Annotated in this window: 23 protein-coding genes and 1 other annotated feature; of the genes, 5 read left to right on the top strand and 18 right to left on the bottom strand. The window is 52.2% G+C overall.

Features of this window, described 5'->3' with window-relative positions; genetic code table 11:
- Positions 1 to 94 precede the first annotated feature (94 nt).
- Genes ispH through ribF form a run of 5 tightly spaced genes read right to left on the bottom strand, consistent with a single transcriptional unit; the run spans position 95 to position 5,785 of the window.
- A complete protein-coding gene (gene ispH / locus ABD035_RS01545; protein WP_212713215.1) occupies positions 95 to 1,048 on the bottom strand; it encodes a 4-hydroxy-3-methylbut-2-enyl diphosphate reductase in 954 nt (317 codons plus the stop codon).
- Positions 1,029 to 1,499, bottom strand: coding sequence for an FKBP-type peptidyl-prolyl cis-trans isomerase (fkpB, locus tag ABD035_RS01540; RefSeq protein ID WP_212713090.1), 471 nt, complete (start codon positions 1,497 to 1,499; stop codon positions 1,029 to 1,031). Before fkpB ends, ispH begins: the two co-directional genes overlap by 20 nt.
- 3 nt (positions 1,500 to 1,502) lie before the next feature.
- Positions 1,503 to 2,003 (bottom strand): signal peptidase II, encoded by a 501-nt coding sequence (gene lspA / locus ABD035_RS01535; protein WP_343867118.1) that lies wholly within the window; start codon positions 2,001 to 2,003, stop codon positions 1,503 to 1,505.
- Positions 2,003 to 4,819 carry an isoleucine--tRNA ligase gene (gene ileS, locus ABD035_RS01530; RefSeq protein WP_343867116.1) on the bottom strand — a complete coding sequence of 939 codons (2,817 nt, stop codon included), beginning with the start codon at positions 4,817 to 4,819 and terminating at the stop codon, positions 2,003 to 2,005. Before ileS ends, lspA begins: the two co-directional genes overlap by 1 nt.
- Before the next feature lie 27 nt (positions 4,820 to 4,846).
- Positions 4,847 to 5,785 carry a bifunctional riboflavin kinase/FAD synthetase gene (ribF, locus tag ABD035_RS01525; protein ID WP_343867114.1) on the bottom strand — a complete coding sequence of 313 codons (939 nt, stop codon included), beginning with the start codon at positions 5,783 to 5,785 and terminating at the stop codon, positions 4,847 to 4,849.
- A gap of 318 nt (positions 5,786 to 6,103) precedes the next feature.
- Between ribF and rpsT the strand changes: the two genes are divergently transcribed.
- Positions 6,104 to 6,367, top strand: a complete 264-nt coding sequence (gene rpsT, locus ABD035_RS01520; RefSeq protein WP_152322954.1) for a 30S ribosomal protein S20 — start codon at positions 6,104 to 6,106, stop codon at positions 6,365 to 6,367.
- Positions 6,368 to 6,685: 318 nt separating this feature from the next.
- On the opposite strand, the gene nhaA is transcribed toward rpsT, so the two are convergent.
- From nhaA to tal, 6 genes are all read right to left on the bottom strand, one after another.
- Positions 6,686 to 7,846 (bottom strand): Na+/H+ antiporter NhaA, encoded by a 1,161-nt coding sequence (gene nhaA / locus ABD035_RS01515; protein WP_343867109.1) that lies wholly within the window; start codon positions 7,844 to 7,846, stop codon positions 6,686 to 6,688.
- 157 nt (positions 7,847 to 8,003) lie between these two features.
- The gene (dnaJ, locus tag ABD035_RS01510; protein WP_212713095.1) at positions 8,004 to 9,146 is read right to left on the bottom strand and encodes a molecular chaperone DnaJ; all 1,143 of its coding nucleotides are present in this window, start codon (positions 9,144 to 9,146) and stop codon (positions 8,004 to 8,006) included.
- Between the two features lie 103 nt (positions 9,147 to 9,249).
- Positions 9,250 to 11,157 (bottom strand): molecular chaperone DnaK, encoded by a 1,908-nt coding sequence (gene dnaK / locus ABD035_RS01505; protein WP_212713096.1) that lies wholly within the window; start codon positions 11,155 to 11,157, stop codon positions 9,250 to 9,252.
- A gap of 219 nt (positions 11,158 to 11,376) precedes the next feature.
- Positions 11,377 to 12,672 carry an MFS transporter gene (locus tag ABD035_RS01500; RefSeq protein ID WP_343867107.1) on the bottom strand — a complete coding sequence of 432 codons (1,296 nt, stop codon included), beginning with the start codon at positions 12,670 to 12,672 and terminating at the stop codon, positions 11,377 to 11,379.
- A 116-nt stretch (positions 12,673 to 12,788) separates the two neighbouring features.
- Positions 12,789 to 13,376 (bottom strand): molybdopterin adenylyltransferase, encoded by a 588-nt coding sequence (gene mog / locus ABD035_RS01495; RefSeq protein WP_343867105.1) that lies wholly within the window; start codon positions 13,374 to 13,376, stop codon positions 12,789 to 12,791.
- A 97-nt stretch (positions 13,377 to 13,473) separates the two neighbouring features.
- Complete coding sequence (tal, locus tag ABD035_RS01490) at positions 13,474 to 14,427, bottom strand: transaldolase (protein WP_212713099.1); 954 nt, start codon at positions 14,425 to 14,427, stop codon at positions 13,474 to 13,476.
- A gap of 261 nt (positions 14,428 to 14,688) precedes the next feature.
- On the opposite strand from tal, the gene yaaA reads away from it, so the two are divergent.
- Entirely contained in the window at positions 14,689 to 15,462 is a 774-nt protein-coding gene (gene yaaA / locus ABD035_RS01485; RefSeq protein ID WP_212713100.1) for a peroxide stress protein YaaA, read from the top strand.
- 69 nt (positions 15,463 to 15,531) lie between these two features.
- Here the strand turns inward: yaaA and thrC are convergent, their stop codons facing one another.
- The 5 genes from thrC to ABD035_RS01465 all read right to left on the bottom strand — a co-directional run bounded on the left by thrC (position 15,532) and on the right by ABD035_RS01465 (position 21,264).
- A complete protein-coding gene (thrC, locus tag ABD035_RS01480) occupies positions 15,532 to 16,827 on the bottom strand; it encodes a threonine synthase (protein ID WP_343867102.1) in 1,296 nt (431 codons plus the stop codon).
- 3 nt (positions 16,828 to 16,830) lie between these two features.
- Positions 16,831 to 17,760 carry a homoserine kinase gene (thrB, locus tag ABD035_RS01475; RefSeq protein ID WP_212713102.1) on the bottom strand — a complete coding sequence of 310 codons (930 nt, stop codon included), beginning with the start codon at positions 17,758 to 17,760 and terminating at the stop codon, positions 16,831 to 16,833.
- 2 nt (positions 17,761 to 17,762) lie between these two features.
- Entirely contained in the window at positions 17,763 to 20,225 is a 2,463-nt protein-coding gene (gene thrA, locus ABD035_RS01470; RefSeq protein ID WP_343867100.1) for a bifunctional aspartate kinase/homoserine dehydrogenase I, read from the bottom strand.
- A gap of 25 nt (positions 20,226 to 20,250) precedes the next feature.
- Positions 20,251 to 20,369, bottom strand: a sequence feature (Thr leader region).
- Positions 20,308 to 20,376 carry a thr operon leader peptide gene (thrL, locus tag ABD035_RS17605; protein ID WP_212713216.1) on the bottom strand — a complete coding sequence of 23 codons (69 nt, stop codon included), beginning with the start codon at positions 20,374 to 20,376 and terminating at the stop codon, positions 20,308 to 20,310. It overlaps the preceding feature by 62 nt.
- A gap of 201 nt (positions 20,377 to 20,577) precedes the next feature.
- Complete coding sequence (locus ABD035_RS01465) at positions 20,578 to 21,264, bottom strand: tRNA/rRNA methyltransferase (RefSeq protein ID WP_343867097.1); 687 nt, start codon at positions 21,262 to 21,264, stop codon at positions 20,578 to 20,580.
- A 557-nt stretch (positions 21,265 to 21,821) separates the two neighbouring features.
- Here ABD035_RS01465 and arcA point away from each other — a divergent pair.
- Positions 21,822 to 22,541: a two-component system response regulator ArcA gene (arcA, locus tag ABD035_RS01460; protein WP_212713105.1), complete on the top strand. Its 720-nt coding sequence runs from the start codon at positions 21,822 to 21,824 to the stop codon at positions 22,539 to 22,541.
- 63 nt (positions 22,542 to 22,604) lie between these two features.
- Here the strand turns inward: arcA and creA are convergent, their stop codons facing one another.
- Positions 22,605 to 23,093: a protein CreA gene (gene creA, locus ABD035_RS01455; RefSeq protein WP_212713106.1), complete on the bottom strand. Its 489-nt coding sequence runs from the start codon at positions 23,091 to 23,093 to the stop codon at positions 22,605 to 22,607.
- 206 nt (positions 23,094 to 23,299) lie between these two features.
- On the opposite strand from creA, the gene robA reads away from it, so the two are divergent.
- Positions 23,300 to 24,187 carry an MDR efflux pump AcrAB transcriptional activator RobA gene (gene robA / locus ABD035_RS01450; RefSeq protein WP_343867094.1) on the top strand — a complete coding sequence of 296 codons (888 nt, stop codon included), beginning with the start codon at positions 23,300 to 23,302 and terminating at the stop codon, positions 24,185 to 24,187.
- Between the two features lie 63 nt (positions 24,188 to 24,250).
- On the opposite strand, the gene gpmB is transcribed toward robA, so the two are convergent.
- Positions 24,251 to 24,895, bottom strand: a complete 645-nt coding sequence (gpmB, locus tag ABD035_RS01445) for a 2,3-diphosphoglycerate-dependent phosphoglycerate mutase GpmB (protein WP_343867092.1) — start codon at positions 24,893 to 24,895, stop codon at positions 24,251 to 24,253.
- Positions 24,896 to 24,953: 58 nt separating this feature from the next.
- On the opposite strand from gpmB, the gene yjjX reads away from it, so the two are divergent.
- Positions 24,954 to 25,484: an inosine/xanthosine triphosphatase gene (gene yjjX, locus ABD035_RS01440; protein ID WP_343867305.1), complete on the top strand. Its 531-nt coding sequence runs from the start codon at positions 24,954 to 24,956 to the stop codon at positions 25,482 to 25,484.
- Positions 25,485 to 25,486 lie beyond the last annotated feature (2 nt).

Raw genomic sequence — 25,486 nt, 5'->3', positions numbered from 1 at the left:
TGAATAGCGGTGCCCGGCAGGACGCCGGTAACGCACGGGACAGAAAGGCGGGGCCCGTAGCCAGCCTGAGCAGACGGCTACGGGATAAGACAGATTATTCGACTTCTTTGACTTCCACACGAAGTTCCTTAGGAACCTCGAACACGATATTTTCTTCACGACCAATCAATTCGATAGCGGCGTCACCGCCCAGCTCACGCAGACGGCTAATCACCTGCTGTACCAGGATATCCGGAGCCGACGCTCCGGCAGTGACACCAATACAAGCCGCGTCTTTCAGCCAGCTTTCGCTGATATCTTCTGCGGAGTCGATCAGCCACGCCTGCTTACCGGCCCGGCGGGCAAGTTCAGCCAGCCGATTCGAGTTTGAAGAGTTACGCGAACCCACCACCAGAATCACATCGGCCTGCTGAGACAGCGTACGAACCGCTTCCTGGCGATTGGTGGTCGCATAGCAGATATCATCTTTGCGTGGCCCGATAATCGCCGGAAAACGCTGACGCAGCGCATCGATGATCTCAGAAGTGTCATCCACCGACAGCGTGGTCTGAGTCATAAAACTCAGGTTTGACTCATCTTTAATCTTCAGTCTGAACACATCTTCCGGGCATTCCACCAGATACATGCCACCTTCAGGATTATTATACTGCCCCATCGTGCCTTCCACTTCCGGGTGACCGGCATGACCGATAAGGATCGCTTCTACACCCTTACGGCTGGCCCGGGCGACTTCCATATGCACCTTGGTGACCAGCGGACAGGTGGCATCAAACAACATGGTCAGTGAGCGGGCACGGGCTTCAGCCCTGACAGCCTGCGACACCCCATGGGCCGAAAAGATCAGGATCGCTCCGTCAGGGACTTCACTGATTTCTTCGATAAAAATCGCCCCACGGTCGCGTAAACTTTCGACCACATAACGGTTATGCACGACCTCATGGCGGACATAGATAGGTGCGCCGTACATTTCCAGCGCCCGCTCCACTATACTGATAGCGCGGTCTACACCGGCACAAAAACCACGGGGATTAGCGAGCAGAATCTGCATTTTCATTCTCCAGGACCGGATCAACCTCCAGCACTTCCACAGCAAACGTCACCGTCTGCCCGGCCAGCGGATGATTAAAATCTACCGTCACCGAATCACCGGAAACGTCACGGATAATACCAGGCATCTCACTGCCATCGATGGCGGTGAACAACATTATGGTTCCAGTCTCCGGTTCAGCCGCACCGGCGAAGTCCCGGCGCGAGAAGTACTGAATCAGATCAGGGTTGGCAGGGCCAAACGCATCCTCAGGCGTCAGGGTAAACTGCCGGGTTTCCCCGGCAGTCATACCGGATAGAGCCTGACCGAAAGCCGGCGACAGGCTACCATCGCCTAAGCGAAACAAGGCAGGCTTACCATTGGCCCGGGTCGACTCTGCCAGCGAGCCATCTTCCAGAGTGAGGGTAAAATGCACTAACAGTGAACTGTCGTGCTGTACCTGATAACTCATGGCTTACCCTTTGTCCGTTTTACGGGAGGACGCAATAAACCCTTCCAGGATCACCAACGCGGCCCCGATACAGATCCCACAATCCGCAATATTAAAGGTCGCAAAATGCCAGTCACCGACATAGAAATCGATAAAATCGACCACAAAACCATGCCAGAAACGATCCAGTAAATTGCCCAGCGCACCGCCGATGATCATCGCATAGGCGATATTCGTCAGACGCTGACTGGCGCGATTACGGTACATCATCACCACCAGTGTGATAGCGATGGCTATCGCGATACCGGCAAAGAACCAGCGCTGCCAGCCGCCCTTATCGGCCAGAAAACTAAAGGCCGCCCCGTAATTATGGGCATAAAACAGATTAAGTGAAGGGAGCAGGGCCCGGGTTTCATGCAATTGCATGTGGGCCATAATCCACTGTTTGCTGGCGAAGTCTGCGACTATCACCAGCACCATAACCCACAACCAGCGCAGGCCGGTTGAACATAACGATTTACTCATCAGGCAAACTTACGCTCTTCACCTTCACCGGAGACGTTGGTGTAGCAGCGTCCACAGATCTCAGCATGTTCAGGGTTCTGACCCACATCCGTCGTGTAATGCCAGCAACGCGGGCATTTCTCACCATCGGCTTTAGCCAGAGTAATTTTCAGACCTTTCAGGTGTTCGCTCTGCACCGCATCTGCCGGCGCAGCGTCCAGTGGCGCGACCTTAACGGCCGAGGTCAGTAACACAAAACGAAGTTCATCGCCGAGCGCTGTCAGTTTTTCTGACAGTGCCGCATCGGCATACAGAGTCACTGACGCTTCCAGCGCGCCACCGACACGTTTGTCCGAACGCGCCTGCTCAATAACCTTGTTCACTTCACCACGAACTTTAAGCAGTTGTTCCCAGTACGAGTCATTCAGTGTTTCGTTCTCAGGCAGGCCAAACAGCCCCTGATACCATTCCCCGGTGAACACGTACTGATCACGTTGCCCGGATAAATGTCCCCAGATTTCATCGGCAGTGAACGACATAATCGGTGCCATCCAGCGAACCAGTGCTTCAGCAATATGCCACAGCGCGGTCTGACAACTGCGACGAGCCACACTGTCAGCTTTCGCGGTGTACTGACGGTCTTTAATCACATCCAGGTAGAACGAACCCATTTCCACAGAACAGAACTGCATCAGACGCTGAACCACTTCATGGAAATCATAGTTTTCGTAAGAGGCCACAATATCCTGCTGTGCGGCCAGCGCACGGCCCACCGCCCAGCGGTCAACCACGACCATCTCTTCCGGCGCCACCTGATCCGTCTCCGGATTAAAGCCATTCAGGTTAGCCAGCAGGAAACGGGCTGTATTACGGATACGACGGTAAGCATCCGCCGAACGTTTCAGGATCTCATCCGAAACGGCCATTTCCCCGGAATAGTCGGTTGAAGCCACCCACAGACGTAAAATATCGGCACCCAGTTTGTTCATCACATCCTGAGGACTCACGGTATTACCGATAGACTTCGACATCTTACGACCCTGACCATCGACGGTAAATCCGTGGGTCAGCACCTGACGGTAAGGGGCTTTGTTTTTAATCGCCGTCGAGATCATCAGCGATGACATAAACCAGCCACGGTGCTGGTCGGAGCCTTCCAGGTAGATATCTGCGCTATGCCCGTTAAATTCCGGACGCACATCGACCACTGAACAGCTGGTAGATCCGGAGTCAAACCAGACATCCAGCGTATCCGGGACCTTGGTGTAGTTGTCCGCGTCTGCACCCAGCAGTTCTTTCGCGTCCAGATCCCACCACGCCTGAATACCTTCCTGCTCAACCCGCAGAGCAACCTGCTCCATCAGGTTAAGGGTATCCGGATGCAGCTCTTCGGTCTGGTTGTGAACAAACAGAGCCATCGGCACGCCCCAGGTACGCTGACGCGAGATACACCAGTCCGGACGATTAGCCACCATCGATTCAATACGTGCCTGACCCCAGTCCGGGATCCACTGCACGCCTTTAATTTCTTTCAGCGACTGCGCACGTAAGCCTTTCTGATCCATGCTGATAAACCACTGCGGGGTCGCACGGAAAATGATTGGGGTTTTATGACGCCAGCAGTGCGGATAACTGTGGTGCAGTTTTTCCAGGTGCAGTAACGCGCCTTTTTCGCGCAGCAGATCGGCGATCATTTCGTTGGCTTTGAAGACGTTTACGCCATCCAGCCCGGGGTAAGTGCCTGGTAAGTAGCATCCATCCGGACCGACCGGGTTAGCCGCTTCAATACCGTATTTTTGCCCGATGACATAGTCATCCGGACCGTGGCCCGGAGCAGTATGGACAGCACCGGTACCGGCATCCAGAGTGACATGGTCGCCCAGCAGAACAGGGACATCAAAGGCCAGGAACGGATGCGCGAAGCGTAACATTTCCAGCGCGCTGCCTTTACATTCACCCAGTACCTGCCATTCGGTAATACCGGCACGCTTCATCACACTGTCGACCAGATCTTTCGCCAGGATCAGTGCTCTCTCTTCCGTCCGGATGAGCTGGTAGTCAAATTCCGGGTTGACCGAGATGGCCCGGTTTGACGGCATCGTCCAGGGGGTGGTGGTCCAGATCACCAGCGACACCGGCGTTGACGGAGTGGCTGCGGAGAACGCGGCGGCGACTGTCTCCGGCTGCGTGGCGTTGAACATGACATCGATAGACAGGGATGTCTTGTCATAATATTCCACTTCAGCTTCCGCTAATGCAGAACGACAATCCAGGCACCAGTGAACCGGCTTGGCCCCTTTATGCAGGTGACCATTACCGATGATACGACCTAATGCGCGGATGATATTCGCTTCGGTGTTGAAGTCCATCGTCAGGTACGGGCGATCCCAGTCGCCCAGTACGCCCAGACGGATAAAGTCTTTTTTCTGCCCTTCCACCTGCTCAGCGGCATACTGACGACACGCGGCACGGAATTCTGCGGCAGATACTTTTTCGCCAGGCTTGCCGATCATTTGTTCGACTTTATGCTCAATCGGTAATCCGTGGCAGTCCCAGCCGGGGATATAAGGCGCGTCAAATCCGGACAGACCTTTAGATTTAACAATAATATCTTTCAGAATCTTGTTAACTGAGTGACCGATATGAATGTTGCCGTTGGCGTACGGAGGGCCATCATGCAGGATAAATGTTTTTTTGCCTTTTTTAGCCGCGCGGATCGCACCGTACAGGTTATCGGTGGTCCAGCGCTGCAACATCGCAGGTTCCCGTTTGGCTAAGTCGCCACGCATCGGGAAGCCTGTTTCCGGCAAGTTCAGGGTAGATTTATAGTCACTCATCAGATTCTCGGTTCCATATTTCGGTGATTACACCGTTGCTTTTAGCCCAAAAAATTCGCGGGCCGTCACCACATCTTTGGCAATTTGCGCTTTTAATTCATCAAGAGAGGCAAATCGTTGCTCATTGCGTATTTTATGCCGCAATACCACAGAGATATGGCGGCCATATAAATTCATACTGACGTCCAGCAGGTTCACTTCCAGCTGCTGCCGTATACCTTTCACCGTCGGTCGTGTGCCGATATTAGCCACACCGTAGTACGGTTTTTCTGCAATCCCCAGCACCTCTACGGCATACACACCGCTGACCGGTGAGACCGCACGTCGCAGGGGAATATTGGCCGTCGGGAATCCCAGCGTTCTGCCCAGCGCATCGCCATGAACCACCCGGCCGCTGATGGCATAAGGCCGTCCCAGTAACCGTTCTGCCCCCGCAAGGTCATCGTCTGCCAGCGCCTGGCGGACCCGGGTGCTACTGATTCGGGTCCCCTGCTCACAAAAGGTTCGGGTATTCACCACATCAAAGTGGTAACGGCGCCCGGCGTTCTGTAATAACAGGAAATCACCTTCACGACCAGCGCCGAACCGGAAGTCATCACCGACCGCCAGAAAGCGGACATCCAGCTTATCCACCAGGATATCATGGATGAAATCGCCGGCATTCAGTGCGGCAAAGTCGCTATCGAAGCGCACGCAGAGCACGGTGTCCACCCCGGCCGCGGCCAGATAGGTCACTTTTTCCCGCAGACGCGTCAGGCGGGGCGGCACATTACCGCTGGTGAAAAACTCGCGAGGTTGCGGTTCAAATAACATCACCACCACCGGCAGCTGTCGCCTTCTGCCTTCTTCACAAAGCTGTTTCAGCAATGCCTGATGCCCGCGATGCACACCGTCAAAATTACCAATAGTCAAAACGCAGCCACGATGCTGCTTTGTGAGATTATGTAAACCGCGGATAAACTTCATGGCTGACTCAAATCGCTGGAAATCGCCGGATTATACCCTTTACAGCGTACAAAATTAACCCGTTAGCGTAGCCTTTCGTCGCTTCTTTGCTGCTTTTCCTCATGTTTCTTACCTGCCGGGCAAAATCCCGACAATTTTGTTGCGAAAAGCTGTATTCAACACAAGGAAGCTGGTAGAATCTTGCGCCATCAATTACGTAACCGGGTGTTGTTTTTTAAACGACGCTTATTTGCACAAATCCATTGACAAGAGAAGGCGCAAAAGGCATAGTCCTCGGCCTTTGATTTGTCCATATAGAACATATTTGGGAGTTGGACCTTGGCTAATATCAAATCAGCTAAGAAACGCGCTGTAACATCTGAGAAACGTCGCAAGCACAATGCAAGCCGTCGCTCAATGCTGCGTACTTTCATCAAAAAAGTATACGCTGCAATCGCCGCTGGCGATAAAGCTGCTGCGCAAAACGCATTTAACGAAATGCAACCAATCGTGGACCGTCAGGCTGCTAAAGGTCTGATCCACAAAAACAAAGCTGCACGTCATAAAGCAAACCTGACTGCACAAATCAACAAACTGGCTTAATCGCTGATTTGTTGTTGCTTTGAAAAGAACCGGCTCAGGCCGGTTTTTTTATGTCCGTTATTCCTGCTTCCCCTCCCTGCCGTGATTTTTACCCCCGGCTCTTCTGTTACCACTGAGACAAACTGCCACGCCGGTCTTTAACCCGCATAAATCATCCCTGAGCGCTTTGTTGCATTGCGGGATTAACGTACCTGGCAACATCAACGTGAACGGTGCAGGGAACGACTCACAGCACCTCACCGGTATCTTCACACGCAATGCCGCCAGGCTGGTTCTCTGACCCCCGCAGCCTGACGGTTCACTGAAAGCGGCCCGCGATTATGGCAAGGTATACCGGCGGCGCAGTAACAAATACCCGGCAACCGCAGAAAGTACCGAACCGCCCAGAATACCCAGTTTGGCCTCATTGACCAGCGAGGCCGCCTCCTGACCATACGCCAGAGAAGCAATAAAGATAGACATCGTGAAGCCAATCCCACACAACACCCCGATGGCCGCGATATCCCTGACCCCGGTATTTTCCGGTAACCGGGTTAATCCCAGGCGGAGACTTAGCCAGCACGCCACCGTGATGCCCAATGGCTTTCCAATCAGCAAACCGGCAATAATCCCCGACGGCAATGAAGAAAAGGCCTGAGTAAGCGAAATATCACCCACCACCACTCCGGCATTGGCGAACGCAAATAACGGCAATACCAGCCAGCGGACCCAGGGCTCCAGAGAGTGGGTTAAACGGGGGGCAGCCGCCGTCTCAGATAAACCTTTCACCGGCATCATCAGGCCGAGAACCACACCGGCAATCGTGGCATGAATCCCGGACAGCAGTACGGCAACCCATAACACGGCCCCGACCAGCAGATAAGGGAGCCGTGAGGATACCTTCGCTCTGTTCATCAGTGCTAATACGGCCACCGCCGCTACGACCAGCGCCATCGCGCCCCAGGCGATATGGCTGCTGTAAAATATCGCGATAATAACGATCGCGCCCAGATCATCAATCACCGCCAATGCCATCAGAAAAACTTTTAATACCGGCGGCACACGGCTGCCCAGCAAGGCAAGGATCCCTAATGCAAAAGCAATATCTGTCGCCGTCGGAATCGCCCATCCATCGCGGATATCGGGGTGAGAGGCATTAAATGCCAGGAAAATCAGGGCGGGGGCAATCATGCCTCCGAGGGCCGCGATCAGCGGAAAAAGTGCCTGCTGTTTACTGGCCAGCGCCCCTGTCACCAGTTCCCGCTTTACTTCTAATCCGACCAGCAGGAAAAACAGCGCCATCAGGGCATCATTGATCCAGAAAAGGATGTCGTGCGGATGCTCACCGCTGCTCAGTCCCGTCGGCGTATAATGCAGGAAACGCTGATAGCCTTCCGCACTCCAGCCGGCGTTGGCCAGTATTAACGCCAGTCCGGCAGCGATAATCAGTATCACGCCGCCCGCAGCTTCGCTTTTTATCCATTTATGCAGTACTGACATTCCGTAAGCATCCTCTCAGTGAATCTTAAGTCCGTATATCTTTACATGTCGGTAAAAATTTTAACATCGCATGACGCAACTCACCGGCACTTTCCGCCAGCATAAAAAAAGCCAGCCCCAAGGGGGACTGGCTTCAGTCTCTACCGGAACAGACCGGTTAGCGCGTCAGATCATCAAAAAACTTCTTCACGCCATCAAAAAAGCTTTTTGAGCGCGGGCTATTGTTATCACCTGAAGGTCCGCCCAGGGTTTCACCCAGTTCGCTAAGCAGCTCTTTCTGCTTCTCACTCAGGTTCACCGGGGTTTCAACGACAACCCGGCATAACAGATCACCCACAGCGCCACCACGCACCGATTTAACACCTTTACCGCGCATACGGAATAATTTATCCGTTTGTGTACCGGCCGGAATTTTCAGTTTTACCCGGCCATCGAGGGTTGGCACTTCAATTTCGCCCCCCAGTGCAGCCATGGCAAAATTGATAGGCACTTCGCAATAGAGGTTACTGTCTTCACGTTCAAAGATCGGGTGTTTTTTCACCGACACCTGAACATATAAATCACCGGCAGGTGCGCCCTGTTCACCCGCTTCACCTTCGCCTGACAGACGAATACGGTCACCGGTATCCACACCGGCAGGAATTTTCACTGACAGTGTTTTGGTGGTTTCTACGCGGCCATGACCGTGGCAGGAGTTACAAGGATCTTTGATAATCGTCCCGCGTCCCTGGCAGGTCGGACAAGGTTGCTGAACCGCAAAGAACCCCTGACGCATCTGGACCTGACCGGCCCCTTTACAGGTAGAACAGGTCTGAGGTTTTGAACCTGCTTTTGCACCGCTGCCATCGCAGGTATCGCATTCCTGCAATGTCGGAATACGGATCTCTTTGCTGACACCGCGTACCGCTTCTTCCAGCGTGAGTTCCATATTGTAACGTAAGTCAGAACCCCGCGCAGAACGCTGCCGACGGCCACCCCCGAAGATATCGCCAAATACGTCGCCAAAGATATCGCCAAAATCAGCACCACCGCCACCGAAGCCACCGCCGAATCCGCCGCCGCCCATGCCACCTTGTTCAAAGGCCGCATGACCATACTGGTCGTAAGCTGCGCGCTTCTGTTCATCCGTCAGAATTTCATAGGCTTCTTTAACTTCTTTAAATTTCTCAAGCGCCTCTGCATCATCCGGATTACGGTCAGGGTGATATTTCATTGCCAGCCGTTTATAGGCCTTTTTGATTTCACGCTCATCCGCTGTTTTGGATACGCCTAAAACCTCGTAGTAATCACTCTTCGCCATTTTTTCATTGCCCTTAACATGATCGCACGGGCGTGGATATTATCCTACGCCCGTGCTGGTTGAAGGCGAAGGTTTTACCCCTCGCCCGGCCCTTCATGGGCAATTATTTTTTATCTTTAACTTCTTCAAATTCAGCATCGACAACATCGTCATCTTTCTGAGCTGAAGCATCTGCACCCGCGGCATTCGCCTGAGCGGACTGCTGAGCCATTTCCATCAGCTTACCGGAAACTTCAGCCAGTGCCTGAATCTTCGCATCGATAGCCGCTTTGTCTTCGCCTTTCAGCGCAGTTTCCAGCTCAGCCAGCGCAGCGTCAATCGGTGCTTTGTCATCAGCAGACAGTTTGTCACCGGCTTCTTCTAACTGCTTACGGGTGCTGTGAACAACCTGGTCACCCTGGTTACGAGCCTGAACCAGTTCTTCGAATTTACGGTCTGATTCTGCATTCAGTTCTGCATCACGAACCATTTTTTCGATTTCATCATCGTTCAGACCGGAAGAGGCCTTGATGGTGATTTTCTGCTCTTTACCGCTGTTTTTGTCTTTAGCAGAAACGTGCAGGATACCATCAGCATCGATGTCGAAAGTCACTTCGATCTGCGGCATACCGCGTGGTGCTGCCTGAATACCGTCCAGGTTAAACTGACCCAGCGACTTGTTATCAGAAGAACGTTTACGCTCACCCTGCAGCACATGGATAGTTACCGCAGACTGGTTGTCTTCTGCCGTTGAGAACACCTGACTGTGTTTGGTCGGGATAGTGGTGTTCTTGCTGATCAGGGTCGTCATCACACCGCCCATAGTTTCGATACCCAGGGACAGCGGGCTGACATCCAGCAGCAGAACGTCTTTTACATCACCGGCCAGAACACCACCCTGCACTGCGGCACCGATAGCGACAGCTTCATCAGGGTTAACGTCTTTACGTGGCTCTTTACCAAAGAAATCTTTTACCTTGGTCTGAACCATAGGCATACGGGTCTGACCACCGACCAGAATAACGTCATGGATTTCAGAAACTGACAGGCCAGCATCGTTCAGAGCAACTTTCAGCGGCTCAATCGAGCGGGTCACCAGATCTTCAACCAGTGATTCCAGTTTTGAACGTGTTACTTTGATGTTCAGGTGCTTAGGACCGGTCGCATCCGCAGTAACATATGGCAGGTTAACGTCGGTCTGCTGCGCAGAAGAAAGCTCAATTTTTGCTTTCTCTGCCGCTTCTTTCAGACGCTGCATTGCCAGCGGATCATTACGCAGGTCAATGCCCTGCTCTTTCTTAAATTCTTCAACCAGATAGTTGATCAGACGGCTATCGAAGTCTTCACCACCCAGATGGGTATCACCATTGGTTGCCAGAACTTCAAAGGTTTTTTCGCCATCAACTTCGTCGATTTCGATAATAGAGATATCGAAAGTACCACCCCCCAGGTCATATACCGCGATAGTACGGTTACCCTGTGCTTTATCCATACCGTAGGCCAGTGCCGCTGCGGTAGGTTCGTTGATGATACGCTTAACTTCCAGACCAGCGATACGGCCGGCATCTTTAGTAGCCTGACGCTGAGCATCGTTAAAGTAAGCCGGTACGGTGATGACTGCTTCAGTCACCGGCTCACCCAGATAATCTTCTGCGGTTTTTTTCATTTTCTTCAGCACTTCAGCAGAAATCTGCGGAGGTGCCATTTTCTGGCCTTTCACTTCCAGCCAGGCATCGCCATTGTCTGAACCGACGATTTTGTAAGGCATGATTTTCAGGTCACGCTGGACTTCTTCGTCCTGGAAACGACGACCAATCAGACGCTTAATAGCAAACAGGGTATTTTGCGGGTTAGTCACGGCCTGACGTTTAGCAGGCTGACCTACCAGAGTCTCGCCATCCTGAGTGTAGGCGATGATTGAAGGTGTGGTACGATCACCCTCAGCATTTTCCAGTACGCGCGCTTTGCCACCATCCATAATTGCAACACATGAATTGGTTGTACCCAGGTCAATACCAATAATTTTACCCATCTCTACACATCTCCCACGTAAATTCTGTTTTTGTTCGGATATGAACCATAAATGTGGTCGCCGAAACTAATTTCAAGCGGCAGAAAAAACTTTTTTTTCAGATTCATTCTCCGGCATGACAAAGTAAATGGGGCTGCTTTAACACGCATCAAGTGTTTACCCCGAAAAAAAATCAAAAAAAACAGCGCACCGCGCTGCTTTTCAGATCTGCCGCCTGGTTTACGCCGTTTGCGGTACCGTTTCTCCGCGACTCCGCCGACAGAGATAACCGCCAATTATTGCCCCCATGACACACAGACTGACCATGTATACGCAGGGTGCCATCGGCGTCAGGCGTAACGCCAGCGTCACAATGACCGGCGTCAGGCCGCCAAAAATGGCATACGACAGATTATAGGCCAGTGAAATTCCGCTGAAGCGTATGGCGGGCGGGAACGCCCTCACCATCACAAACGGAACAATCCCTACCGTTCCGACACTCAGCCCCAGCAACCCATAAACCGGTAACAGATATTGTGGGTATAGCGCCGTCACGGTGAAAAATACCCAGGTCATCAGCGCCAGAAATGCGCACCCGGCAATCAGGCAAGGCCCGGCTCCGTAACGATCGACCAGCACCCCGGCCAGCAGACACCCGGCAAGAAGCATCAGCGTGGCAACGCTGTTAGCCTGCAAACTGACCACAGCCGGGATGTGATACATCTTCTGCATCAGTGCCGGAGCCATCAGGATCAGTACTACCAGCGCACCGGACAATAGCCAGGTCAGTAACACCGACACCATCAGACTCTTACGATGATCGCGGATCACTGCCTGTAAAGGCAGCGATTCAGCCAGCGCTTTTTGTTGTTGCATCTGCTTAAACACCGGGGTTTCCTGCAGCCAGCGGCGCAGGAAAAGTGCTACGAATCCGAACACGCCCCCCAGCAGAAACGCCAGACGCCATCCGACAGAGGCCACCTGCTGAGGTGTCATATGCCGGTTAATTTCACCGGCCACCAGCGACCCAAGTAAAATTCCGACGGTGAGACCGGCGGTCAGGGTTCCGCAGGCTATCCCGGTACGCTTTTCCGGCACATGCTCGGCCACAAATACCCAGGCACCGGGGACTTCACCGCCGATAGCAGCGCCCTGTAAAAGACGCATCAGTAACAGTAACAACGGAGCGGCCAGGCCAAGTACGTCGTAGGAAGGTAACAGCCCCATCGCCAGTGTCGGCAAGGCCATCAGTAAAATGCTCAGGCTGAACATTTTTTTACGGCCCAGAATATCGCCGAAATGCGCCATGATGATGCCGCCCAACGGCCTGGCCAGGTAACCTGCCGCAAAGATCCCGAAGGTCTGTACCTGCCGCAGCCATTCAGGAATATCCGCGGGGAAAAAGAGTTCGCCAATGACGGCGGCAAAAAAAACGAAAATGATAAAATCGTAAAATTCCAGTGCTCCGCCCAGGGCAGCCAGCAGCAAGGTCTTATAGTCCTGAGCATTCAGGGGTCTTGCAGCGTGTTTTTCCATGTTAAGTCGTCTTTTCAGAGGTCCGGTGACGTTATTGTTGTAAATCCGTCATTACTATATCGTCAATATTTTGATACACCAGCACCCCTGAATTTTCCACTTAAAAAAAACGATATTTAGTCGTTTATCTCACGACTTGCGCTTTTAGGACGGAATGATGCTACCACGTCGGGGTGAGTCTCCACATAAGGCCCCTCAAGCAACTGTAAACAATACGGTACACTTGCAAAAATCCCGGGCACACGGACATGGCCGGTGTCATCTTTCAGCCCTTCCAGAGTTTCTTTGATCGATTTTGGCTGCCCCGGTAAGTTCAGGATCAGTGACTGCTGACGGATAACGGCCGTTTGTCGTGACAAAATGGCGGTGGGAACAAAATGAAGGCTTATCTGGCGCATCTGTTCACCAAAGCCAGGCATGACACGATCCCCCACCGCCAGGGTCGCCTCCGGTGTGACATCACGCAGTGCCGGTCCGGTCCCGCCGGTCGTCAGCACCAGCTGACAATGATATTCATCAACCAGTTCACATAAGGTCTGTTCGATCACTGACTGTTCGTCAGGGATCACCCGGCTTTCCAGCACAAAAGGCGTGGCCATCGCCTGACCCAGCCAGTCAGACAGCGCAGGAATGCCCTGGTCCTGATAAAGGCCCTGGGAGGCACGATCAGAGACCGACACCAGTCCGATTCGTAGAGTATTCATGATAATTCACTTTATATTGAGACTGTCGAAACAGTAAAAGCGGCAGGCAGGAAGTAATAGCCCGCAACACGCAACGTGTCGCGGGAGAGAGGAAAGATTACAGCAGGTCTGCAATCATTTTTTCCAGTTTGCCCTGGTCCAGAGCGAAGTTGCGGATACCCTGTGCCAGTTTGTCGATAGCCATCGGATCCTGGTTGTGCTCCCACAGGAATTCAGCTTCGGTCATTTTTTCAGGACGGGCTGACACTTCACCGCTGTAACTCAGTTTACGTTCAACTTCACCCTGAGTTTCAGACAGTTCTTTCAGCAGTGCCGGAGAAATTGTCAGACGGTCGCATCCGGCCAGTTCAATAATCTCACCGGTGTTACGGAAGCTGGCACCCATGACCACAGTCTCATAACCATGTTGTTTGTAATAGTCATAAATCTCGGTGACAGAAACAACGCCCGGATCTTCCTGAGGGGCATACTCTTTCTTATCGGTGTTAGCTTTGTACCAGTCCAGAATACGTCCAACAAACGGAGAGATCAGGAATACACCCGCTTCTGCGCAGGCACGGGCCTGAGCGAAAGAGAACAACAGCGTCAGGTTACAGTTGATACCTTCTTTCTCCAGCTGCTCGGCAGCACGGATGCCCTGCCAGGTCGATGCCAGCTTGATAAGAATACGGTCATTGCTGATACCCGCATCATTGTACAGCTTGATCAGGCTATGAGCCTTAGCAATACTCGCTTCGGTATCGTAAGAAAGACGTGCGTCAACTTCTGTTGAGATACGGCCAGGAATTAATTTCAGAATTTCCAGACCGATGTTTACCGCCAGCTTGTCGGAAGCAAAAGCAATCTGCTGCTCTTTATCATTGCTTTGTTTACGCGCCCACTCGATAGCTTCATCGATCAGTTTACGGTATTCAGGGATCTGTGCAGCATTCAGGATCAGTGAAGGGTTAGTGGTTGCATCCTGTGGCTGGTAGAGTTTCATTGCTTCGATATCACCGGTATCGGCTACAACGGTGGTGATCTTGCGCAGTGATGAAAGTTTGTCCGTCATGTTTTGCTTCTCTTCTGTTGTACTGTCAGTGTAAAAAGCCTCTCCGGATAATATCACGCACTTGCTGAGGCGCAAGGCCGCCCCGGATAAACAGCCGTGAAATAATGCCGTGCGGATAGCCTCTCAGGCCTGCTGAAATGCCGGCAGACCTGTTAACCATAGCCCGGAGGAATAGTAACGATTGATCAATCCGTGCAACTTTTTTGTTAAACTCCGGCTATCAGCTATCGCCTGCGGGCCTGAAATCAAGAGGAATGGTAAATGTTAATGGTGATATCCCCGGCGAAAACGCTGGATTATGAAAGCCCGTTGGCCACTGAAAAATATACACAGCCAGAACTGCTCGCCGCATCGCAGCAACTTATCGATATCGCCCGCCAGCTAAGCCCGGCACAAATAGCCTCCCTGATGAGTATCAGCGATAAACTGGCGCACCTGAATGCCGAACGCTTTAATGACTGGCAGGCAGACTTTACCCCTGACAATGCCCGCCAGGCGATTCTGGCCTTTAAAGGTGATGTGTATACCGGGCTGGATGCCGGGACGCTGGAAGAAGATGATTTCACCTTTGCACAGCAACATCTGCGGATGCTTTCCGGTCTGTACGGCGTGTTACGACCACTCGATCTGATGCAGCCTTACCGTCTGGAAATGGGGATTAAACTGTCAAATCCGCAAGGTAAAGACCTCTACAGTTTCTGGGGAGATAGGCTGACGAAAGTGCTGAACGACGCTCTGGCCGATCAGGGTGACGATGTGCTGGTTAACCTGGCCTCCGATGAATATTTCAAAGCGGTGAAGCCGGGCAGCCTGAAAGGCCGGATAGTGAAACCGGTATTCCTGGATGAAAAGAATGGCAAGTTTAAGGTGATTAGCTTCTACGCGAAAAAAGCCCGCGGACTGATGACCCGCTACATTATCCGCAACCGTCTGAGCTCGGTTGAACAGCTTAAGGCCTTTGATACCGATGGGTATTTCTATGATGAAGCGGGCAGCAGTGCAGATGAACTGGTCTTCAAACGTCACGAACAATAAGTAAACCTGCGTGACCTGCCCGGCCACCGGTGACGACAGCGGGTCTGACGACCCGCCGGCGGTAACACCTTATTCCGCTGAGTTACCGGTCAGGAAGCGTCTCAGCGCAGCAAAATCTGCGGGTAAGGTCTCAGATAACAGCGGCAGCTCTGCACGTTCTGCCAGCTCTGCCGGCAGTGGCAGTGTCTGCTGCAGGATCTCTTCCACGCTTTCCTTAAATTTCGCGGGATGGGCCGTTCCCAGGAACAGACCATACTCACCGTCCTGTAACTGATCACGCAGAACCCGCCAGGCGATGGCCGCATGGGGTTCAGAAATATAGCCTTCTGCAGCCAGCTCACGTACCGCCACCCGGGTTTGCTCATCACTGAGCGCACCGTATCCCAGTTCATTCAGCTGCCACGATTTACGGCGGAACAACTCCTCAACACGCGGCCAGTTGTTCGGCTGGCTGACATCCATCGCGTTCGATAAGGTGGCTACTGTTTTATGAGGTGTCCAGTCGCCACTGCTCAGAAAACGCGGAACCGTATCATTGGCATTAGTGGCTGCGATAAAACGCTTCACCGGCAGCCCCAGGCTCTTCGCCAGCAAACCTGCGGTCAGATCCCCGAAGTTGCCGCTGGGGACTGAGATCACCAGTTGATTACGTTTTTCCTGAGGCAACTGGGCGACGGCTTCAAAGTAGTAGCATATCTGCGCCAGTAACCGGCTGATATTGATCGAGTTCGCTGAGTTCAGGCCGATGGCCTGTTTCAGTTCCTGATCATCAAATGCCTGTTTGACCAGCGCCTGACAGTCATCAAAATCGCCTTCAATGGCGATAGTCCGGATATTTCCTCCCAGCGTACAGAACAGCTTCTCCTGCAGCGGGCTGATTTTCCCCTGCGGATAGAGGATCACGACATTAATGTTTTCCATACCATAAAACGCATGGGCCACAGCCGCACCGGTATCACCGGAGGTGGCAGTCAGAATAGTGATTTTTTCATCACTGCTTTTGCTTAACGCCAGCATCTGCGCCATAAAACGGCCGCCAAAGTCTTTAAATGCCAGCGTCGGCCCATGAAACAGTTCCAGACACGCCACATCGTCAGAAACCGTCTGTACCGGGGCTCCGAAAGTAAAGGCCGCGTTGATACGGGCTGCCAGTTCCTGTTCAGGGATCTCATCGCCGATAAACGCCGACAGGATCTTGCTGCTGCGGCTGACAAAATCCATCTCCAGCAGCTGGTCTATCTCTGTCAGTTCAAACTCAGGGAGTTCGTTAGGAAAGAACAGCCCCTGCTGTGAGCCAAGCCCCTGCTTTACGGCCTGAGTAAAACTGACCTGCTCGTTATGATCTTTCAGATTATATAATTTCATTGCTTATCCCAGTTTTCGTGCGCCGGTCGTATCAAGACGGCAAATATGTACAAAGCCTTCATCGTTCTGCAGGTAGTTCTGCTGCAACCATTGGCGGGCTTGTTCAGCCACTTCCTGCGTGTCACAGACGGCGAACAATGTCGGACCCGATCCGGAGATACCGCAGGCCAGTGCGCCTAATCCGGTGACGGCCTGACGCGCCTGTGCAAACCCTGGCAAAAGTCCGGCACGATACGGTTCGGCCATGACATCTTTCATCAGGCTTGCCGCCAGTTGAGGCTGTCGGGTATGGCAGGCATGGATAAACCCGGAAAGCATACGTCCATGGGTAATACAGTCAGATTTACTGTACGTCGCCGGTAAAATGGCACGGGCTTCCGCTGTCGACACCTTGATCCCCGGATAGGCCATAACCCAGTACCACTCCTCAAAGCACGGTACCGGCTGACAGGTGATCCCCGCGGATTCCAGCATCAGCTGTAGACCGCCGAGGAAACAGGGAGCCACATTGTCAAAATGGACACTGCCGGAGACGCGGCCTTCCAGTTCGCCCATCAGCGCCAGCAGGCGATTATCATCCAGAGGCTTACCGCAAAACTCATTCATTGCCATCAGTCCGGCAACCACCGAACAGGCACTGGAGCCGAGACCGGAGCCGATAGGCATATTTTTTTCCAGTACCATTTTTACCGGAACTTCGCGGCCGATTTCCTGGCAAAAACGTTGCCAGCATTGATAAACAATATTTTCCTTCGGATCAGCCGGGAGCTTTGCCACAAACTTTCCGCGGTTTTCGAGACTGAAGACATCCGCTGTTTCGACGGTGACGCAGTCCCCCAGTAAGGTACCATCCACCGGAGAGACCGCGGCCCCCAGAACATCAAAACCGACACTGACATTGCCGATAGAGGCCGGTGCGTAAACTTTTACCATGATCAGACTCCCAGCTTCCACGACAGAGTTCTCAATAAATCTGCAAATACACCGGCTGCAGTCACATCATTTCCTGCACCGTACCCGCGCAGAACCAGCGGGATCGGCTGATAATAACGGCTGTAGAAAGCCAGCGCATTTTCACCATTCTTCACTTTATAGAGCGGGTCGTTGTTATCGACCGCAGCAATTTTCACGCTGCATTGCCCCTGCTCATCGATAGCGCCGACAAAACGTAATACCTTACCTTCTTCACGCGCCTCACTGACGCGGGCAGCAAAGGTGGCATCCAGTTCCGGCAGACGACGCATAAACTCTTCCGTATCTGTCAGATCCGTTAACGCCTGCGGCAGAACGGCTTCGATAGCAATATCACTCAGTTCCAGCGACATTCCGGCCTCACGGGCCAGAATTAATAACTTACGGGCGACATCCATGCCGGAAAGATCATCACGCGGATCCGGCTCAGTAAACCCGAGTTCACGGGCCTTACGGGTGGCTTCGGAAAGCGTGACGCCGTCGTCGAGCATACCGAAAATATAAGAGAGCGAACCGGACAGAATGCCGTCGAACTTAATCAGCTCATCCCCGGCATTCAGCAGGTTTTGCAGATTTTCGATCACCGGTAATCCGGCACCGACATTGGTATCGTACAGGAACTTACGACGCGACTTTTCAGCCGCCGTGCGTATTTCCTGATAGTACTCGAGGGAAGAGGTATTCGCTTTCTTATTCGGCGTCACCACATGGAAACCTTCACCCAGGAAATCCGCATACTGATCGGCCATTGACTGGCTGGAGGTACAATCCACAATCACCGGGTTCAGCAGGTGATACTCCTTCGCCAGTCGTGTCAGGCGCTCCAGTGAGAAGACCTCTTTTGCCCCCGATAATTGTTCCTGCCAGTTATCCAGCGGGATGCCATGCACATTGGTCAGCATGGCCCGCGAATTAGCGATACCACAGACCCGCAGATCAATATGTTTATTCTTCAGCCACTTCTGCTGGCGATGCAACTGTTCCAGCAAGGCACCGCCCACACCGCCGGTACCGACCACAAACACTTCAATGACCTGGTCGGTTGCAAATAACATCTGATGGACGACTCTGACGCCGGTCGTGGCATCCTCATTGCTGACCACCACCGAAATGGAGCGTTCCGACGACCCCTGGGCAATCGCAACAATATTAATGTTAGCCCGCGCCAGTGCGGCAAAGAACCTGGCGGAGATCCCACGCAGCGTGCGCATTCCATCGCCGACCACCGAGATGATGGCCAGTTTTTCGATAACGTCCAGCGGCTCTAATAGCCCGTCTTTCAGTTCCAGATAGAACTCATCTTCCAGCGCCCGGCGGGCCGCCAGCATCTCGTTTTGAGGAACACAAAAACTGATACTGTATTCAGAGGACGATTGGGTAATTAAAACCACCGAGATCCCTTTACGGGACATGACCGCAAACACCCGGGCGGCCATACCCACCATCCCTTTCATTCCGGGACCGGAGACATTAAACATCGCCATATTATTCAGGTTAGTGATCCCTTTGACCGGTGTGTTGTCATCCCCGGCATTTCCCGAAATCAGGGTGCCCGGGGCGGAAGGGTTGGCGGTGTTTTTAATAATGCAGGGGATCTGGAAACGGGCGATAGGGGTGATGGTCCGGGGGTGAAGCACTTTAGCACCAAAGTAGGAGAGTTCCATCGCTTCCTGGTACGACATCGAGGTCAGTAATCTGGCATCCGGTACCTGACGCGGATCACAGGTATAGACCCCGTCGACATCTGTCCAGATTTCACAACAGTCTGCCCGCAAACACGCAGCCAGCACCGCCGCAGAATAATCAGAACCATTGCGTCCCAGCACGACCAGTTCACCCTGTTCGTTACCGGCGGTGAAGCCCGCCATCAGAATAAAGTGATCCGTCGGGATTTGGCTGGCAGCAATACGGCGGGTGGATTCGGTAATATCCACCGTGGATTCAAGGTAACCACCGATGGCCAGTAACTTTTCAACCGGATCAATCACCGTAACACGATGGCCCCGGGCCTGTAATAACGCCTGCATAATGGCAATCGAGAGTTTTTCACCGGTACAGATGACCGCAGCATTGACGCTGTCCGGGCATTGTCCCAGTAAGGTAATCCCGTGGATAACGTGCTGTAAACGGGCAAATTCAGTTTCAAGGAATTGTGTGAGTGCTGCCAGATCGAACCCCGGCTGTGCCACCGATAACTCTTTCAGCAGAGTGTCAAAAATGTGTCGGGCATCCTGCAGATTGGCGGACGCATCCTGCCCGGAAATCGTCTTCTCTATTAACGCGACTAAGTGGTTAGTAATTCTGGCCGGTGCAGAGAGAACTGTCGCAACCTGCTCCTGTTTTGCATTATTTTCCAGTATGTCGACAACGCGCATAAACCGCTCGGCATTGGCAACGGAGGTTCCGCCAAATTTCAACACTCGCATGATTCACTAACTCCTGAATTTACGCCAAAAAAAAGCCCGCACCTGATGGGGTGCGGGCTTTTTCATTTTTTCCTGTTATGCGTCAGCCCGCACCGTTACCTGTGGTAATGGTGATGGTAATAATAGTAATGTTCAGGCTGTAGTTACGCATGTATTTTCTGTCTGCTTTGCTTTTAATCTGTCTGCTTTCAGAAGTAAAACAAACTGCCCTCTAAGTCAATAAATTTATCATATTCACCGCTTTTCCCCGGCACTTTAATGCTCGGCACATTCAGTAAAATTCCGTACGATCCGTAAACTCTGCCGCCAGATGACAACATCAGCCGCTGCTAAAAGGAAGTTAAACAGCCATTTACTCTGTCAGTTTTTTTTCGATATCGTGCAGCAAGCGATGTAACATTGCACTGTCTCTTTGTTCCAGCAATCCCAGTCGCTGATCCAGCCAGTCTGTCATTTTCAGGTCATCACTGACATCCAGACGTTCCAGCAATTGATGAAGACGCGCACGCAGTGCCTGTAACTGCTGAGGGTCCGCCGTTGCATGACGGGGCGCAGAAACCTGCATCAGGGAGGAGAACTGATAACAAAGTACCATGACTGCCTGCCCGAGGTTGAGGGAGGGATAGTCCACGGCCATAGGAATACCGGTCAGCAGATCGGCCAGAGCCAGTTCATCATTGGTCAGGCCACTCTCTTCACAACCGAAAATCAGGGCCAGACGCCTTGCCCATTGCTGCTTCTCTTTCAGTAAGACTTCTGCCTGCTGCGGGGTGGCGTAATAGCGAAATTTTGCTCTGCTGCGGGCGGTGGTTGCCACGGAGAAGTCCACGTCGGCCAGCGCAGACGCAAGATCCGGAAACGGACGAACATTATCAAGGATCTCCGTCGCACCATGTGCCACGCGGTAAGCCGCAGGGTCCTGCCAGACGTCGCTGTTCACAATGCGTAATTCGCTAAACCCCATGGTTTTCATCGCGCGGGCCGCAGCCCCCACATTTTCGGGTCTGGCCGGTGAGACTAAAATAACAGGAAAGGACATTTCATTACCTTATCGATGGGTATAGACGGGACAAGCCTGAAGACTTTATGCGCCAGATAACGGTCTATTTTAACCGGCTGGCGGGGCAGAATTCATGCCTGACAGAGAATAAGCGAAGTTAAATTCATTTTTACTATTTAATTACAATAAGTTATATGTAAAAATCCCCGAAATACCCGTCAGACCCCGCCGGTATGTGAATTATTTAGCGATTTATCCTATGAGAGATAAAAAAGAGATATTTTTCACACAAGTGTTAACGTGCTACACTCAGTTTTGATATAAGTCAACGAAGCGTTTTTATTTGCTTCCTGAATGTTGTTGGTGCTGTTAGCTGGCTGTTAAAGCGGTTAGGATGAAAACAGAGAAAGACCCGTTTCGGCGCATACAGACAGATTGTGTTTAAGCTGAACCCGCCGTTAGCGTTATTCTGTGCTGCATCAAGAACAAAACGTCGTAAATTGGCAATGCAGACTCATAATACGTTAACCGATATCTCAGACATCAGCACTGTATGCCTTGTATCAATTTTGATGGCAAATTTTAGGTAGCAAAACATGCAGACCCCGCAAATTCTTATCGTCGAAGACGAGCTCGTAACCCGAAATACCCTGAAAAGTATTTTTGAAGCTGAAGGATACGTTGTATTCGAGGCGACTGATGGTGCCGAAATGCACCAGCTTTTGACTGACAACGATGTCAACCTGGTGATTATGGATATCAACCTGCCAGGTAAAAACGGACTGCTGCTGGCACGTGAATTACGGGAGCAAGCCAGTGTTGCGCTGATGTTCCTGACCGGACGTGACAACGAAGTCGACAAAATTCTGGGTCTGGAAATCGGTGCGGATGATTATATCACCAAACCGTTTAACCCGCGTGAGCTGACGATCCGTGCCCGCAACCTTCTGTCACGTACCATGAACCTGGCCGTGAGCACCGAAGAGCGTAAGCATGTAGAAAACTATCAGTTTAATGGCTGGACGCTGGATATCAATAGCCGTTCACTGATTAGCCCTCAGGGTGAGCAGTACAAGCTGCCGCGTAGCGAATTCCGCGCGATGCTGCATTTCTGTGAGAACCCGGGCAAAATTCAGACCCGCGCCGACTTGCTGAAAAAAATGACGGGCCGTGATCTGAAACCTCATGACCGGACGGTCGATGTGACTATTCGTCGAATCCGCAAACATTTTGAATCAAATGCGGATACCCCGGAAATCATCGCCACCATTCATGGTGAAGGCTATCGTTTTTGCGGTGAGTTAGAAGAGCATTAATCCGCGGAAACCGGCTTTCTGAGGGCCTGACAGTGATGCTGTCAGGCCCTTTTTTATGACCTCTTAATGCCAGGGCATAATCGGAACCGCGCTAATCGCATTTTTCGGCGAGCCGTTAACCAGCTTGTCTGAATAGCTCATGTAAACCAGTGTATTTCTCTTTTTATCGTAAAAACGTACAACCTGCAGGCTCTTGAAAATCAGAGAAGTGCGTTTTTTAAACACGACATCTGACTTTCCGGGTTGAATAGTGTCGGATAATTCGACCGGCCCTACCTGCTGACAGGAGATAGCAGCATCGGAGGTATCTTCTGCCAATCCCAGACCGCCTTTGATACCACCGGTTTTCGCCCTGCTGATATAACATGTAACATTTTTAACATCTGGATCATCAAACGCTTCGATTACAATCTTGTGGTCAGGGCCTAACAGTTTGAAAACTGTGTCAACAGAACCGATTTCTTCCGCATGAACGACTCCCTGAAAAGCACAGAAAATGCAGCCAGCGGCGAGGAATTTGTTGGCAAAATACTGGAGTTTTTTGATTTTCATTAAGGTACCCGTTATTAGGTGATTACTGAATAATCAATATAAGGTTACTATTGATATCTTCAAGTGTTCCTTTTGTAGCACTGAATTATTGTAACAACAGGAAACGGTACCGGTGCGCCGCCCCTGTTTTTTTTGCATTTAATGCTATTCTTAGTTTGGCGTAGGTTGCTTACTTTTTGTGCCAACCAGGACTGTGAGGATGTAATATGGACCAAGCTGGTATCATTCGCGATTTGCTTGTCTGGCTGGAGAGCCATCTGGACCAACCCTTATCTCTGGATAATGTTGCGTTCAAGGCCGGATACTCAAAGTGGCATTTACAGCGGATGTTTAAAAATGTAACGGGGCATGCTATCGGCGCCTATATCCGGGCAAGACGTCTCTCTAAGGCAGCTGTCGCACTAAGGCTAACCAGTCGTCCTATTCTGGACATCGCTTTGCAATACCGTTTTGATTCTCAGCAGACATTCACCCGGGCGTTTAAAAAGCAGTTCAACCAGACGCCGGCAGGATATCGGCGGGCATCTGACTGGAACTCTTATGGTCTGCGCCCGCCTATCCGGATGGGGGAATTCTCCATGCCTCAGGCGACTTTTGTCACTCTGCCGGAAACCTCTCTGCTGGGCCAGACGCAAAGTTATAGCTGCACACTGGAACAAATCTCTGTCTACAGGGCGGAAATGCGCAGCCACTTCTGGCGTCAGTTTCTGCATGATACCGAATCCGCTCCGCGCATTCTTTATGGCTTGCATCAGGTCCGCTCCAGCATCGATAAAGAAGACGAGCAGGAGATTCTGTATACCACCGCGGTCCCGGACGACGACTCAGCCCGTAATCTGCAAACGGCACAAAAAATCACGCTTGAGGGCGGCGATTATGTGCAGTTTACTTATAAAGGGCCAAAGGAAAAACTGCAGGAGTTCATCCTGGTGCTCTACAGTACCTGTATGCCAACCCTCGGTCTGACCCGTCGTGCCGGACAGGATATCGAACGCTTCTTTACGCGTGGCGGCAAACTGAGCCGGGAGGTCAACGTGGAAGTGCATTGCGAATATCTCATTCCTATTCGCAATCAGGGTGATCATAGCCGCTAAACTTCCGGGATTTCTCAGCGATTCCGCGCACTGTACCGCTGGGTCGTGATGAAATCCCGACGTCTACTGACTGGCATTCTCAGTGACCATTCCGAGATGTGCCACATCCCCTGCCGTTTCCACGATCCAGCCGTCTGCCAGCCAGGGACTGTGCTGAAAATCGACCCGCGACAAAGAACAGTTTCTCAGCCTGAGGCGTCTTTCGGCCCAGGCTGGCAGGCCAAGTAACGTATTAATCAGCGTGCCCAGCGCCATACCGTGGCTGACCAGTAAAGGGCGGCTTCCGGCAGGCAATTCCCGGCAGGCATCCAGCGCCTGTCGCATTCTGCTGGCGACTTCAGACATACTCTCCCCCTGCGGGATACGCCCCTCACAGGTTCCGTCCACCAGCGACTGTCGCCAGCCTTCTTCTTCTGTGGTCAGTCCGCTCAGAATACGGGTTTCCAGCACCCCCATATTTAATTCCCTGAGGCGAGGATCTGATTGTACTGAACACCCGATACACTCCGCGATGATAGCTGCGGTTTGCTGCGTACGTCCCAGATCACTGCTGATGATATGGGTGATCCCGTACGATTTCAGACGCTCTCCGACCTGCCTGGCCTGCTGCTCTCCCAGAGCGGTTAAAGGGCTATCACTCTGTCCCTGCAGGCGGCGTTCGGCATTCCATTGTGTTTCACCATGACGAACCAGAAAGACTTGTAGCATGTTACCTATCCATTATACTGAGGCAGATCCAGCCACTGCCCGAAGTGAGTTAACCATTATGTACCATGTTGTCGCCGCTACCCGCAACCCGGCAAAAATCAAAGCCATTACCGGGGCCTTCGCTGACGTTTTCGGCCCTGATCAGTGCCACATATCGGGGGCAGAAACTGAGAGTGGTGTAGCAGATCAGCCAATGAGTAGTCAGGAAACCCTGACGGGGGCACGCCAGAGGGTATTCAATGCGCGTCAGCAGCATCCGGAGGCTGATTTCTGGGTCGCGATAGAAGCCGGTATTGATGAAAATCAGACGTTTGGCTGGATTGTTATCGAAAACTCTGCCACCCGGGCGGAATCCCGCTCGGCCAGTTTACCCCTGCCGTCCACGATTATGGATGCGCTCCGTCAGGGACAGGAACTGGGACATGTCATGGCCGGACTGACCGGTATTGAGAATATTAAGCAAAAGGGAGGCGCCATCAGTGTTATCACTGACGGCCTGCTGACACGCACGTCGGTATATCATCAGGCACTGTTACTGGCGCTGTGTTCGATGCAGCATCCGCTTTATCAGCAGGCGACGCTGCCATAACA

This window comes from Tatumella terrea (assembly GCF_039523755.1).
Lineage (GTDB): Bacteria > Pseudomonadota > Gammaproteobacteria > Enterobacterales > Enterobacteriaceae > Tatumella > Tatumella terrea.
This window is presented reverse-complemented; position numbering and strand designations above follow the sequence as displayed.

Coding starts and splice junctions, on each gene's coding strand:
- ispH (WP_212713215.1), bottom strand. CDS start 1,048: ATGCAGATTCTGCTCGCTAATCCCCGTGGTTTTTGTGCCGGTGTAGAC.
- fkpB (WP_212713090.1), bottom strand. CDS start 1,499: ATGAGTTATCAGGTACAGCACGACAGTTCACTGTTAGTGCATTTTACC.
- lspA (WP_343867118.1), bottom strand. CDS start 2,003: ATGAGTAAATCGTTATGTTCAACCGGCCTGCGCTGGTTGTGGGTTATG.
- ileS (WP_343867116.1), bottom strand. CDS start 4,819: ATGAGTGACTATAAATCTACCCTGAACTTGCCGGAAACAGGCTTCCCG.
- ribF (WP_343867114.1), bottom strand. CDS start 5,785: ATGAAGTTTATCCGCGGTTTACATAATCTCACAAAGCAGCATCGTGGC.
- nhaA (WP_343867109.1), bottom strand. CDS start 7,846: ATGTCAGTACTGCATAAATGGATAAAAAGCGAAGCTGCGGGCGGCGTG.
- dnaJ (WP_212713095.1), bottom strand. CDS start 9,146: ATGGCGAAGAGTGATTACTACGAGGTTTTAGGCGTATCCAAAACAGCG.
- dnaK (WP_212713096.1), bottom strand. CDS start 11,157: ATGGGTAAAATTATTGGTATTGACCTGGGTACAACCAATTCATGTGTT.
- ABD035_RS01500 (WP_343867107.1), bottom strand. CDS start 12,672: ATGGAAAAACACGCTGCAAGACCCCTGAATGCTCAGGACTATAAGACC.
- mog (WP_343867105.1), bottom strand. CDS start 13,376: ATGAATACTCTACGAATCGGACTGGTGTCGGTCTCTGATCGTGCCTCC.
- tal (WP_212713099.1), bottom strand. CDS start 14,427: ATGACGGACAAACTTTCATCACTGCGCAAGATCACCACCGTTGTAGCC.
- yaaA (WP_212713100.1), top strand. CDS start 14,689: ATGTTAATGGTGATATCCCCGGCGAAAACGCTGGATTATGAAAGCCCG.
- thrC (WP_343867102.1), bottom strand. CDS start 16,827: ATGAAATTATATAATCTGAAAGATCATAACGAGCAGGTCAGTTTTACT.
- thrB (WP_212713102.1), bottom strand. CDS start 17,760: ATGGTAAAAGTTTACGCACCGGCCTCTATCGGCAATGTCAGTGTCGGT.
- thrA (WP_343867100.1), bottom strand. CDS start 20,225: ATGCGAGTGTTGAAATTTGGCGGAACCTCCGTTGCCAATGCCGAGCGG.
- ABD035_RS01465 (WP_343867097.1), bottom strand. CDS start 21,264: ATGTCCTTTCCTGTTATTTTAGTCTCACCGGCCAGACCCGAAAATGTG.
- arcA (WP_212713105.1), top strand. CDS start 21,822: ATGCAGACCCCGCAAATTCTTATCGTCGAAGACGAGCTCGTAACCCGA.
- creA (WP_212713106.1), bottom strand. CDS start 23,093: ATGAAAATCAAAAAACTCCAGTATTTTGCCAACAAATTCCTCGCCGCT.
- robA (WP_343867094.1), top strand. CDS start 23,300: ATGGACCAAGCTGGTATCATTCGCGATTTGCTTGTCTGGCTGGAGAGC.
- gpmB (WP_343867092.1), bottom strand. CDS start 24,895: ATGCTACAAGTCTTTCTGGTTCGTCATGGTGAAACACAATGGAATGCC.
- yjjX (WP_343867305.1), top strand. CDS start 24,954: ATGTACCATGTTGTCGCCGCTACCCGCAACCCGGCAAAAATCAAAGCC.